Raw genomic sequence first — 12,305 nt, 5'->3', positions numbered from 1 at the left:
TAATATACCAATCAGATGTCAAAATTAGGTAAATATTTAATCTTCCTGGGTAAGCTTTTTACAAATCCAGAAAAATTTCGGGTATATCTCGCCTTGACATTTCAGGAATGTGTAGACATCGGTATTAATTCTGTGTTAATTGTGGCGATTGTGTCCACGTTCTTAGGGGCCGTAACCTGCGTTCAAACAGCGGCAAACATGGACAACCCTTTCGTTCCACAATATATTATCAGTCTAATTGTACGTGATTCAACCATTTTAGAGATGGGTCCTACGATTACTTGCGTCGTATTAGCGGGTAAAATCGGATCGAATATCGCGGGTCAATTAGGAACGATGCGCATTACTGAACAAATCGATGCCTTAGAGGTAATGGGGATTAACTCCCGGTCTTATTTGGTTTTGCCTAAAATCGTCGCGGCGATGATTACGTTCCCCATGCTTGTGACTCTGGCTTGTTTTCTAGCTATCTATGGTGGGTATCTAGCGGGTTGGTTAACAGGTTCCATCTCTCCGCAAGAATACATTAAAGGTTTGCAATTCCAGTTCAAAGGAAATTACATGATTTTTGCCTTGACAAAATCAGTGGTTTTTGCCTTTCTAATTGTTACGATTTCAGCTTTTAAAGGCTTCTACACAAAAGGAGGAGCATACGAAGTAGGGACTTCGAGTACCGCTGCAGTGACTAATTCGTGTATTGCGATTTTGATAGCAGATTATCTTTTGGCCCAATTATTAGTCGGCTAAATTCTTTCAATAAACACATTAGTGCTTAATAGCGATGTCGCGGCTCCTCGATAGGAACCAAAGACAGGTGTGATTTCTTCCGGCAAACATGATGCGGCTAATGGAATGTGATTTCCTGAAACGACCTCATGCTGCGTCGGGTCATAGCCTCTCCAGCCACCACCAGGCAAATAAACTTCCACCCACGCGTGCAAATGATGTGTCTGATTAGGCACATCCACTGGTGCCACCCCAATGTAATAGCCAGAAACAAAACGCGTCGCTAAGCCCATCGCTCGACATAAGGCAGAGAATAATACCGCATAATCGCGACAAGAACCCTTTCGGTTAATCAACGTGAATTCTGGTGAATTAGGGGCTCCTTCCTCTCTAATCTCATAAGCAAAATTACTGAAGATGAATTCGTTCAAAGCAGATAGATAGGCAGATGTGCTGTAGCGAACTCCTGAGGCAATTTGGCGTGCCATTTGTTCTACCGTGGGTGTTACACCCTCCAAGCCTAAATAGGGGCTTAAGGTTTTTTGATAGGAATTCGAATAGGTAATGGGTAATGTTTTGCTTTCAAAGGGGAAATAGACAAAATCAAATGGATTGAATTCAGTCGTTTCTACCGTCGCTTGCACCTCAATGGAGAGGTAAGAGGTAGGTTCTTTAAAAAATAAGATGTTTTGAATATTTCCCTCTGGGTCTAAATTCTTGGAGATTTGGACAGGAGCAGGATCTATTTGTAAGTTAAATTCTTGGACAGATAAAAGGGCACTTTTTCTTGGGTGCAAATACAGGATATGCGGGTCCAACGTGACCGATTCACTGTATTCATAGCGTAAATGGTGCTTGATGCGAGCGATCATTTCGAGGGAGAGATTAAATCTTTCATCCAACCTTCATCGATTCTCGCTAAAGATTGACGCAAAGCCTCATTCCAGTCATCAGAAATGGCCTCCATGTCTTCTTTGTGTAATCTGACCTCTCTTGCCTTGAAACTACCTTTCTCATAAACCACCACATCGATGGGATAATCTACATCGTTCGCACTCACTTGTGTCGCATCAAAAGAAAGGAATCCCATCTTCAATGCCTCTTTTAAGGAGGTTTCGTGCGTCAAATTTCTATTTAGAAGTGGTTTTCCGTAATTGGAATTACCAATAATTTGGTATTTTAAACCATCATTAATTTCAATCCAATTGCCTTCCGGGAACACGAGGAACAATTTATGCTCACTGTCTTTCGGCATTTGGCCTCCTACAATGGCATGTAGATTAAACGCATAACCTTCTTTTTCTAAAGTCTCCCGGTCTTCCGCTGCGACTTGTTTAAGTTTAGTCCCAAAGGACGTTGCGGCCTGAAACATATAATCATAGCTTTCTTCCTCGTCCTCGATGGCTTGATTAAAATAGGTAACCGCCTTATCTCGCACGGAACGTAATCCGGCCGTCATGATGAAAAGGGAATGGTTTTTAATCTCGTGAATAGAGATTTTTTTATTTGAATATACCTCGTTTCCAGCGGTGATACGCGTGTCTGCGATGGCAATCAATCCTTCCTTAACGGTAATTCCTAAACAATATGTCATACGATGATGGGTGGCAAATGGGAGCGCAATATTACAAATTTTTGACTTAAATGACGGATTTAATTCACGGGCTTCAGGTCAAAATAGGTGTTGTGAATCGTTTGGCCTATATCATTATTCGCTAATTGGAACTCATCTAAATATTGATGCAAACCGGTCTTTAAAATATCTTCAATCTCCGTGAATTGGACCTCTGATAAAATTTTGGAAAGTTTTTTCTCTGCTTGATTTGAATAGCCATGATCGAATGAAGTGCCTGAAATGGCATAAAGCGATTGCTCCGCTTCTGTTAGACAGTGCACGACAGAACGTGGGAAACCTTTGTCAAGAATCAAAAACTCCACGATGTTCGTTGGATTAACCACCTTGTATTGCTGCCGGAACATGTTGTAGGCAGATACTGACTTTAACACCGACGACCACAACAAAAGGTCCAAAGGCGAGCCCACCGCATCGACATTGGGTAATAGCGTGAAGTACTTCACATCTAAAAAGCGTGTCGTCTTGTCTGCCCGTTCTAGTAATTTACCTAATTGACCAAAATGCCAACCTTCCCCACGCGTAATCGTCGAGTCAACAATGCCATAGAATAGTTGACTTCCTGATTTGATTTCCTCTAAAAAACCTTGGTAGCGGGCCAATTCCCAGCTTTTGCTGCCTTCCACTCGGTCTTTCACTTTCCAATAGATTTGGTTCACATATTCCCACATCTCTTTGGAAATACTCTCTCTAATCGTACGGGCATTTTCACGCGCAGAATAAAGACAGGATAGAATGGAATTCGGATTATTGACATCAAAAGTCATGAAGTACAAGACGTTCTCTCGATTGGCTTCTGAATAATGCTCAAAGAAATTATAATGATCAGCGGTTGCCACAATTAAAGGCTCCCATTGTTCGGGAACGTTAGGCGGTAAATCTAATGCGAGATTGAAATTCACCGAGATGAAGCGGGCATAATTGTCGGCTCTCTCGATGTACCTGTTCATCCAATAAATGGAATTGGCTACACGACTTAACATAGGCTATAAATTTTATAAAATGCTTGATATCTTAAAATTAGGATTTTTTTTCAGAGTGAGGCATGAGCCCGTCCTTTTTTGTATTTTTGTCCTTTAATTCGACAAAAAAATCCACATGTTTTATCAAATTTTCATAAAACCACTTTTCTTTCTTTTCAATCCGGAGCGTGCACATTATGTAGCAGCTGATTTAATACGCTTTACGTTGCGCATTCCTGGAATGTCTTCCCTCTTTAAAGTCTTGTTTCAAGTGGAAGATAAACGATTAGAACGGACGGTTTTTGGACTTCGTTTCCCTAATCCAGTGGGTTTAGCGGCGGGCTTTGACAAAAACGCTTTGTTGGTAGATGAATTTGCAGAATTGGGTTTTGGCTTTATTGAGGTGGGAACCGTAACACCAAAGCCGCAAGATGGAAATCCCAAGCCCCGTTTATTTCGCCTGATTGAAGATGAGGGAATTATCAATCGAATGGGTTTTAATAATGAAGGTTTAGCTGCGATGAAAGCGCGTTTAGAAAAACGCAAGTCTAAAGTAATCGTAGGTGGAAATTTAGGGAAGAACAAAGTGACTCCGAATGAGCTTGCGGATGATGATTACCGCCAAGGGTTTGAGGCCTTGTATGAGGTGGTGGATTATTTCGTGGTGAATGTGAGTTCTCCCAATACACCTAATTTGAGAGCGCTACAAGAAAAAGAGCCCTTAAAACAACTGCTACAGACTTTACAAGATTTAAACGCAGCGAAGCCGGCACAGAAGCCGATTTTATTGAAAATCGCTCCGGATTTGAGTGATGATCAACTAGATGACGTGATCGAAATCGTGTTAGAAACAAAGTTAGCTGGGGTAATTGCTACAAATACGACCTTATCTCGCGGGGGTTTACAATCGGCTCATAAGGAAGAGACGGGAGGTTTGAGCGGTAAACCTTTGACGAAACGCTCGACTGAAGTAGTGGCCTATTTGCATCAAAAATCAAACGGCCAATTCCCAATCATCGGGGTGGGCGGAATTCATTCTGGGGCAGATGCTGTGGAGAAATTAAAAGCCGGAGCCTCCTTAGTGCAAATCTATTCTGGCTTCATCTATGAAGGTCCGGGTTTAATTAAAGAAATTAACCAAGAAATTTTAGCCGCTGGCCTCTAATTTGATTTTGTAAATCGAATCAAAAAAGCGAAATTTATAAGATTAACTCCTTGTTCCTTCAATGGCAAAAAAGATCAGTAACCCTACGAGCACCTTACAACTTAATTTTGAGCAAGATAAGCCCAAAAGAAAAATGGACGGCGCTGTTCTATATCGCTTTCAGTTAATTGTTGCGGCATTTTTATTCTTAATTGGTACGTTATTATTGGTCTCTTTTGGTTCTAGTTTTTTCGTAGGCGTTTCAGACCAAAGTGAAGTAGAGCGCGGAGTTGTGGATACCATCAAAGGTTCAGATATTCCGATTAAAAACTTAGCAGGACTTTTAGGGGCAAAAATTGCCCACTTCTTTTTATTCAAAACTTTCGGTTGGTCGACCTTGTTGTTGATCCCATTATTCTATTTATCTGCCCTGAAAGTGGGCTTTAAGAAAGAGATTTACTCTCTAGAACGCCTTTCATGGCAGGTGCTTTTCTACATTTTATGGCTTAGTTTATTAGCTGGATTCTTTGTTTTCTCGTTGGATTTGCCCCATTCTATCGGTGGTGGTGTGGGTTATTTCCTAAATGAAAAGCTGTACCAGTTGCTTGGGTATTTATCCATTTTTGTGATTGGTTTCGGTGGTTTTATCTTCTTAGTTTTATTCTATCAATTGAATCCTAAGAAAGCCAAAGTGGTAGCTCCCGTAGCGAAAGAAGAAGAGGAGGAAGAGGAAAGTCTGTTTATCGATGAAGATGGCCCGGCTATCCATGCGGACAATGATGATATAGAGGAATTTAGGCCAATCGTTCCTCCGGTGGTGGAAGAAGTTGCTCCAGAGCCTGAAACTTTGCCAGAGCCAGAGCCTGAGCCGCTTCCTATGCTTGCAGAGGCTGTAGAAGAAAAGAAAGAGGATGACTTAGACTTCACCTACAAAGTAGCCGATGTAGCTGACGAAGTAATCGAGGAGGAACCTACGCCAGTTTCGAGAGAAATTAAGGCGAACGATTTAGTCGAGCAGTTTGGCCTATATGATCCGACTGCAGATTTGCCTAAATACCAGTTTCCTACGATTGATTTATTAAAGGAATACGACCAAAAGAATCAGACATCGCAAGTGACGATGGATGAGTTGAAGGCGAATAAGGAGAAGATTGTGGAGACTTTATTGAATTACGGCATCGGAATTCAGAAGATCGAAGCGACGATCGGGCCCACGGTTACTTTGTATGAGATTGTTCCAAAGGCAGGCGTTCGTGTGAGCAAAATCACTTCATTAGAAGATGATTTATCGCTTTCATTAGCTGCGATGGGCGTTCGTATTATCGGTCAAATGCCAGGTAAGGACACCATTGGTATCGAGGTAGCTAATAAAAACCGCGAAATGGTTCCAGTACGTGCGGTGATTGGTTCTGAGAAGTTCCAAAAGTCCACCTTCGATTTGCCTATTACCTTAGGAAAGACCATTTCAAACGAGATTTTTGTAGCTGATTTAGCCAAAATGCCTCACCTTCTTATGGCCGGAGCCACAGGTCAAGGTAAGTCAGTAGGTCTAAATATGTTGTTGACTTCCTTAATCTATAAGAAGCATCCAGCGACTTTGAAATTCGTATTAGTGGATCCGAAGAAGGTGGAATTATCGCTCTTCAATAAACTGGAGCGTCACTTCTTAGCTTGTCTTCCAGATTCTGCTGAGGCTATTATTACGGATACCAAAAAAGTGGTTAATACGTTGAATTCACTTTGCAAGGAGATGGATTTGCGTTACGATAAATTGAAGGACGCAGGTTGCCGTAACATTAAAGAATACAACCAGAAGTTCATTAACCGTCGTTTGAATCCGAATGAGCATGATTTCATGCCTTACATCGTCTTAGTCATTGACGAGTTAGCGGATTTAATGTTAACGGCAGGAAAAGAAGTGGAGCACCCGATTGCCCGTTTAGCTCAGTTAGCTCGTGCCATTGGTATTCACTTAGTTGTAGCCACGCAACGTCCATCGGTTAACGTGATTACGGGTACGATTAAGGCGAACTTCCCAGCGCGTCTATCGTTTAAGGTAATGTCCAAAATTGACTCCCGCACCATCCTCGATGCCGGCGGCGCCGATCAACTAGTGGGAATGGGAGATATGTTATTGTCCATGGGCTCTGAAGTGATTCGTTTGCAATGTGCTTTTGTAGATACTCCTGAGGTAGAAGATATCTGCGATTTCATTGGCAATCAACAAGGATATACATCAGCCTACTTATTACCTGAACCTGATTCAGAGGAAATGGGTGGCCAGGATCGCGGTGATTTTGATCCGAGCGATCGGGATTCCTTCTTCGATGAGGCAGCTCGATTAGTCGTGATGCACCAGCAAGGAAGTACCTCGTTAATTCAACGTAAGTTGAAGCTTGGCTATAACCGGGCAGGTCGATTGATCGATCAATTAGAGGCGGCTGGAATCGTTGGTTCTTTTGGTGGATCGAAGGCGAGAGAGGTATTAGTTAAGTCAGAAACAGAGTTAGAAGAAATTTTGAAAAATTTATAAGATGAAAAAGATAGCCTTATTTATTTGTTTAGGTTTTAGTGTTTTTGCGCAGTCTAACAAGGCCGTGAGCCTGATCGACGGGATGCAGAAGAAATACAAGGCCATGGGTTCCTTTTCTGCGAATTTTACCTACCAAACCGAAGGAGCAGGCACCATGTCAGGTTCCATTACCGTGAAAGGGACGAAGTTTCGTTTAAAGACTGCAGGTCAAGAAATCTTTAATAATGGCAAAGAAGTAGCGACTTACATTAAAGAAATTAACGAGGTAAACATTTCCAGCTTTGATCCATCGGAAGGGGATTTGAATCCGGCTAAGATTTATACCTTCGACAAGAAAGCCTATAAGATTGCTTTGAAAGGGGAGTCTGCAGGTATTGCGACGGTAGAGTTATCTCCTGTAGCGAAAGGCACTCAGGTGAAGAGTATTGCGCTTAAAATCAATACCAAAGATCTTTCAGTCAACGAATGGACAATCATTAACAAAGCCGGAAAGAAACAATTCTTCAAAGTGGCTAAATTAAATCCGAAAGCTAACGCTGAAGACAAATTCTTTAGCTTCGATAAGAAAGCCTTTCCAGGTGTCGAAGTAAACGACCTTCGCTAAGATAAAGCAACAAATAAAAAAGGCTCTTCTTGCGAGGAGCCTTTTTTTATGGGGTTTCGGTAGCTTATACCGTTTGCAAAATCAATTGCTTCATTATCTCTAATCCATCCGTATTGTTCAAATCCGGATCAGCTGCTCTTTCAGGGTGAGGCATCATCCCAAATACATTTCTTCCTTCGTTACAAATACCTGCAATGTTCAGTAGACTGCCGTTCGGATTTGAATCCTCAGTAACCTGTCCATTCTCATCACAATAGTAGAACAAGATTTGGTCGTTTGCCTTCAAAGAAGCTAAAGTCTTCTCATCCGTAAAATAACGGCCCTCTGCGTGTGCGATAGGTATTTTGTAGGCTTTATTCGTATCTAACTCCTGCGTTAACAACGAATTGTTAGTCGCAGCCTTCAGGTAGATGTTTTTTGAAATGAATTTTTGCGAGTTATTTCTCAAAAGCACTCCCGGCAATAAATGCGCCTCTACTAATACCTGAAAACCATTGCAAATTCCCATTAAATAGCCGCCATTCTTGGCATGCTCAATCACATGGTCCATGATAGGGGAGAAACGGGCAATAGCGCCAGAACGTAAGTAATCTCCGTAAGAGAAACCGCCCGGAACGATAATGAAATCACAGTTTTGTAGATCCGTTTCCTTGTGCCAAAGCTTAACAGCCTCGTGACCTAAACTTTGAATAACTCCTACTGTATCATCGTCACAATTGGATCCAGGGAATACGACTACGCCAAATTTCATATATTCTTTGCTATTATTTGTGCAAAAATACGGCTTTTGGTGGAAAAATGCAGACGCTCGGTAGCATTTATTTTACATGTAGCTTCCAATTAATTAGGTGGATATTTCCCATATAAAGAAATACTAGCCGCCGGATCTAATGAACAGGAGCTCAGGAATAGAATACCAGATTACCAAGTACTTTATATAAGCAAAAAGCCGCGACTTTTCGAGTCGCGGCTTTTAAAACTGATCAGGAAATAAATCCTAGTATCTGTAGTGCTCTGGCTTGTATGGACCTGCTTGATTTACACCAATATAATCCGCCTGCTCTTTTTCCAAGGTCTCTAATTTAGCACCAATGTGCGCTAAGTGTAAAAACGCTACTTTCTCATCTAAGTGCTTAGGAAGAATGTATACTTTGTTCTCGTAGTTCGCTGAGTTAGCCCAAAGCTCTAATTGAGCTAACGTTTGGTTACAGAACGAGTTCGACATCACGAATGATGGGTGACCCATCGCGCAACCTAAGTTTACTAAACGACCTTCTGCTAAAACGATGACGTTTTTGCCATCGATCGTGTACATATCTACTTGTGGCTTGATTTGATCTTTTGTAGAACCGTAGTTATTGTTCAACCACTCCATATCGATTTCGTTATCGAAGTGACCGATGTTACAAACGATTGCTTTGTCCTTCATTGCTTTGAAGTGACGATCACGAATGATTTTCACGTTACCTGTTGCCGTTACAAAGATGTTTGCGCGAGTCGCTGCCTCATCCATTGGAACTACTTCGTAGCCATCCATCGCTGCTTGTAAAGCACAAATAGGGTCGATTTCAGTCACTAATACACGGCAACCAGCACCACGTAATGAATCTGCTGAACCTTTTCCTACGTCACCGTAACCAGCTACTACCGCTACTTTACCTGCTAACATTAAGTCAGTCGCACGACGAATCGCATCTACTAATGACTCTTTGCAACCGTATTTGTTATCAAATTTAGACTTCGTTACCGAGTCATTCACGTTGATCGCTGGCAAGAATAACGTGCCATTCTTCATACGCTCGTATAGACGGTGAACACCAGTCGTAGTTTCTTCTGATAAGCCTTTGATGCCTTCGATTAACTCAGGATACTCATCAAAAACCATATTTGTTAAATCACCACCATCATCTAAGATCATGTTCAATGGTTGACGATCTTCTCCAAAGAATAGAGTCTGCTCGATACACCAGTTAAATTCCTCTTCGTTCATACCTTTCCAAGCATAAACAGGAATGCCCGCTGCTGCGATAGCCGCTGCTGCGTGATCTTGTGTAGAGAAGATGTTACAAGATGACCAAGTAACGTCAGCTCCTAAAGCTGTTAAAGTTTCGATTAAAACCGCTGTTTGGATAGTCATGTGAAGACATCCTGCGATACGCGCACCTTTTAAAGGTTGTGCAGCACCGAATTCAGCACGTAATGCCATTAAACCTGGCATTTCTGCTTCTGCTAATTGAATTTCTTTACGACCCCAGTCTGCTAGTGCAATGTCTTTAACTTTGAATGGTACATAGGTACCCGATTGTGATGCCATTGTGTGTATTTTTTGAAAGGTATTTTCTTAATAAAGTGCAAATTTAATGCAATTATTTGGAATTTTCTAGAAATGCCAAAACACTTTCCAGCTGAATTCCTCTAGAACCTTTAACTAAAAGAAAACTGTCAGTTATCGGATGATCTTGAAGCCAAGTATGTAGGCCAAATTTATCTGGGAAATAATAAGCGGATGGTAAATGAACTAAGGCGTGTTGCATGTGCGAACCCACAAGTAAGACCTTTTCAAAGCCTAGTGGCGCAATTAATTGGCCTAGAGCCGTATGTTCTGAGGCGGAAGAATCTCCTAATTCAAACATATCGCCTAAAATGACCATCTTAGGAGTTCCTTCCGTTTCTGCAAAATGAGAAATAGCCGCAGACATGGAAGATGGATTCGCATTATAGGCATCCATCAAAACTTGGTTTGATCCTATTTTGATAAACTGAGAGCGGTGATTATTCGGAATATAGGTCTCTATCCCTCTATTGCATTGTTCGTCACTCAGTTGAAAGAATTTACCCACGGCAATCGCTAATTGGATATTTTCGAAATTGTAGATGCCAGGTAAGTGGGAATCAATTATTTCTCCAGAAGCAAGGGCATAGCGAACCATCGGTTTTGCTTCTACTAAAGTCGTAGGAAGAGCCTCGTTGACGATGACCGACTTATTCATTCCTCTTTCCTGGTACATTTCTGTCACGGCACTTGCTTGCTGAGGAAGAAACGTAATTCCGCCTGATGCTTTTAAAAAATCTAAAAGTTCACCTTTCCCTTTGCGAACGCCTTCTATTCCGCCAAATCCTTCCAAGTGTGCCTTCCCGATATTCGTAATTAAACCATGGGTAGGCTGCGCGATATCTACTAATTCTTTGATATCTCCTTGCTTATTTGCGCCCATCTCGATGACCGCAATCTCGTGTTCTTTTTTAATGGAAAGCACAGAAAGTGGAACACCAATATGGTTGTTTAGATTGCCTGTAGTGGCAAAGCAATGGTATTTTTGAGATAAAACAGAGAAGATTAATTCTTTCGTGGTAGTCTTGCCATTAGATCCAGTTAGACCTACGATGGGGATCGTTAAGGTCAGGCGATAAGCAGTGGCTAAAGCTTGTAAGGCTAACAGGCCATCTTCGACAAGTAATGTGCGTTCTCCAGCTAAATAATCCGCATCATCGATAATTGCGTATTGAGCGCCCTTCTCCAAGGCCTCTTTCGCCATGGCATTGGCATTGAAATTAGGTCCTTTTAAAGCGAAGAATAAATTCCCAGCTTGGATTTTACGGGTATCGGTAGAAACTCCGGTGGAGGATAAAAACTTTTCTAAAAGTGTAGCTGTGTTGACAATCATTAGCCTATTGTGACAATTGACTGCAAATATCTACAAAAATTTTGGAACCCCTAAGATAATCTGACGTAGACTGACGATGATGATGACGATACCCACGAGAATCATCATGGATTTCACCGGTAACTTATTTGCTAACCGTGCTGCGATAGGAGCTGCAATGACACCACCTAGAATTAAACCGATGATGACATGTAAATAACCTAGGCCGATCACAGCGAAAAAGGTTAAAGAGGATGCGAGTGAAACGAAGAATTCGGTTAGGTTCACACTCCCGATCGTGTATTTCGGGTGACGTCCTGAAGCGATAAGGGTAGAGGATACGATAGGTCCCCAGCCGCCACCACCGATGGAATCTAAATAACCACCAAACAAGGCTAACCAACCAACTCGTTTCAATTGTTTCTTTTCTTGGCGTTTAATGATCGCTTTACGGATAATAATAGCCCCTAAAAAGAGCGTATAGATAGAAACGATGGGTTTAATATATCCAGCGTATTGTTCTAAACTTGAAAGTAAGTAGGCTCCTAAAATGGCTCCAATGACACCCGGAATCACTAACGTTTTAAACAATTTGGAATTCACATTACCAAACTTCAAGTGCATATAACCAGAAACGCCTGACGTAAATACCTCTGAAGCGTGAACGCTGGCAGAAGCTGCGGCAGGGGTGATGCCCACGGATAAAAGAAAGGTGGTGGCTGTTACGCCGTATGCCATACCTAAAGCTCCGTCAATCATTTGGGCAATAAAACCACCCAAAACATAATATAGAATCGAGGAGTCCACCGTATTGAAAACGGCTATTACTTTCTCTGCTGTTAAATAGGTAAATAAAAGATGCCCCACGATCATCAATGCAAGGGCATTACTGATGTGAATAATGACTTCGGTGATACTGCGATCCCGCATCCAGATGGTTTGGATGGCATTAAAAATACTCGGAAAATTTCTTTTTGGAGGCATAGATTTACTAATTCCCTACAAAGCTAATAGACTTTATTTAATCTACCAACAAAGTAGAGTAAATATTTTTTCATA

11 protein-coding genes are annotated in these 12,305 nt (G+C 41.6%); 4 read left to right on the top strand and 7 right to left on the bottom strand.

All coding sequences use genetic code 11. The features are described from left to right. Positions 1–15: 15 nt before the first annotated feature. Positions 16–747, top strand: a complete 732-nt coding sequence (locus V7S74_RS08230) for an MlaE family ABC transporter permease (RefSeq protein ID WP_406778279.1) — start codon at positions 16–18, stop codon at positions 745–747. On the opposite strand, the gene V7S74_RS08225 is transcribed toward V7S74_RS08230, so the two are convergent. Genes V7S74_RS08225 through V7S74_RS08215 form a run of 3 tightly spaced genes read right to left on the bottom strand, consistent with a single transcriptional unit; the run spans position 744 to position 3,342 of the window. Further along, positions 744–1,598 carry a transglutaminase family protein gene (locus V7S74_RS08225; RefSeq protein ID WP_406778278.1) on the bottom strand — a complete coding sequence of 285 codons (855 nt, stop codon included), beginning with the start codon at positions 1,596–1,598 and terminating at the stop codon, positions 744–746. The two genes, V7S74_RS08230 and V7S74_RS08225, sit on opposite strands and share 4 nt — an antisense overlap. Next, positions 1,595–2,320: a proteasome-type protease gene (locus V7S74_RS08220; protein ID WP_406778277.1), complete on the bottom strand. Its 726-nt coding sequence runs from the start codon at positions 2,318–2,320 to the stop codon at positions 1,595–1,597. Before V7S74_RS08220 ends, V7S74_RS08225 begins: the two co-directional genes overlap by 4 nt. A 59-nt stretch (positions 2,321–2,379) precedes the next feature. Continuing rightward, entirely contained in the window at positions 2,380–3,342 is a 963-nt protein-coding gene (locus V7S74_RS08215; RefSeq protein ID WP_406778276.1) for an alpha-E domain-containing protein, read from the bottom strand. 115 nt (positions 3,343–3,457) lie between these two features. Here V7S74_RS08215 and V7S74_RS08210 point away from each other — a divergent pair, with 115 nt between their 5' ends. From V7S74_RS08210 to lolA1, 3 genes are all read left to right on the top strand, one after another. Beyond that, complete coding sequence (locus V7S74_RS08210) at positions 3,458–4,486, top strand: quinone-dependent dihydroorotate dehydrogenase (protein WP_406778275.1); 1,029 nt, start codon at positions 3,458–3,460, stop codon at positions 4,484–4,486. A gap of 61 nt (positions 4,487–4,547) precedes the next feature. Further along, positions 4,548–6,998, top strand: coding sequence for an FtsK/SpoIIIE family DNA translocase (locus V7S74_RS08205; RefSeq protein ID WP_406778274.1), 2,451 nt, complete (start codon positions 4,548–4,550; stop codon positions 6,996–6,998). 1 nt (position 6,999) lies between these two features. Then, the gene (gene lolA1 / locus V7S74_RS08200; protein WP_406778273.1) at positions 7,000–7,602 is read left to right on the top strand and encodes an outer membrane lipoprotein periplasmic chaperone LolA1; all 603 of its coding nucleotides are present in this window, start codon (positions 7,000–7,002) and stop codon (positions 7,600–7,602) included. Positions 7,603–7,666: 64 nt separating this feature from the next. Here the strand turns inward: lolA1 and purQ are convergent, their stop codons facing one another. The 4 genes from purQ to V7S74_RS08180 all read right to left on the bottom strand — a co-directional run bounded on the left by purQ (position 7,667) and on the right by V7S74_RS08180 (position 12,230). Next, positions 7,667–8,353, bottom strand: a complete 687-nt coding sequence (gene purQ / locus V7S74_RS08195) for a phosphoribosylformylglycinamidine synthase I (protein ID WP_406778272.1) — start codon at positions 8,351–8,353, stop codon at positions 7,667–7,669. A 246-nt stretch (positions 8,354–8,599) separates the two neighbouring features. Next, positions 8,600–9,916 (bottom strand): adenosylhomocysteinase, encoded by a 1,317-nt coding sequence (ahcY, locus tag V7S74_RS08190; protein WP_406778271.1) that lies wholly within the window; start codon positions 9,914–9,916, stop codon positions 8,600–8,602. A gap of 52 nt (positions 9,917–9,968) precedes the next feature. Then, the gene (locus V7S74_RS08185) at positions 9,969–11,267 is read right to left on the bottom strand and encodes a UDP-N-acetylmuramoyl-tripeptide--D-alanyl-D-alanine ligase (protein WP_406778270.1); all 1,299 of its coding nucleotides are present in this window, start codon (positions 11,265–11,267) and stop codon (positions 9,969–9,971) included. A gap of 30 nt (positions 11,268–11,297) precedes the next feature. Further along, a complete protein-coding gene (locus tag V7S74_RS08180; RefSeq protein WP_406778269.1) occupies positions 11,298–12,230 on the bottom strand; it encodes a sulfite exporter TauE/SafE family protein in 933 nt (310 codons plus the stop codon). Positions 12,231–12,305: the final 75 nt, after the last annotated feature.

Origin of the sequence: Aquirufa novilacunae (assembly GCF_045310505.1) — a bacterium.
GTDB lineage: Bacteria > Bacteroidota > Bacteroidia > Cytophagales > Spirosomataceae > Aquirufa > Aquirufa novilacunae.
This window is presented reverse-complemented; position numbering and strand designations above follow the sequence as displayed.

Excerpts from the sequence above, each read along its gene's own strand:
- ahcY (WP_406778271.1), bottom strand. The coding sequence starts at position 9,916 with ATGGCATCACAATCGGGTACCTATGTACCATTCAAAGTTAAAGACATT.
- V7S74_RS08210 (WP_406778275.1), top strand. The coding sequence starts at position 3,458 with ATGTTTTATCAAATTTTCATAAAACCACTTTTCTTTCTTTTCAATCCG.
- V7S74_RS08185 (WP_406778270.1), bottom strand. The coding sequence starts at position 11,267 with ATGATTGTCAACACAGCTACACTTTTAGAAAAGTTTTTATCCTCCACC.
- V7S74_RS08180 (WP_406778269.1), bottom strand. The coding sequence starts at position 12,230 with ATGCCTCCAAAAAGAAATTTTCCGAGTATTTTTAATGCCATCCAAACC.
- V7S74_RS08205 (WP_406778274.1), top strand. The coding sequence starts at position 4,548 with ATGGCAAAAAAGATCAGTAACCCTACGAGCACCTTACAACTTAATTTT.
- V7S74_RS08230 (WP_406778279.1), top strand. The coding sequence starts at position 16 with ATGTCAAAATTAGGTAAATATTTAATCTTCCTGGGTAAGCTTTTTACA.
- V7S74_RS08215 (WP_406778276.1), bottom strand. The coding sequence starts at position 3,342 with ATGTTAAGTCGTGTAGCCAATTCCATTTATTGGATGAACAGGTACATC.
- lolA1 (WP_406778273.1), top strand. The coding sequence starts at position 7,000 with ATGAAAAAGATAGCCTTATTTATTTGTTTAGGTTTTAGTGTTTTTGCG.
- V7S74_RS08225 (WP_406778278.1), bottom strand. The coding sequence starts at position 1,598 with ATGATCGCTCGCATCAAGCACCATTTACGCTATGAATACAGTGAATCG.
- V7S74_RS08220 (WP_406778277.1), bottom strand. The coding sequence starts at position 2,320 with ATGACATATTGTTTAGGAATTACCGTTAAGGAAGGATTGATTGCCATC.
- purQ (WP_406778272.1), bottom strand. The coding sequence starts at position 8,353 with ATGAAATTTGGCGTAGTCGTATTCCCTGGATCCAATTGTGACGATGAT.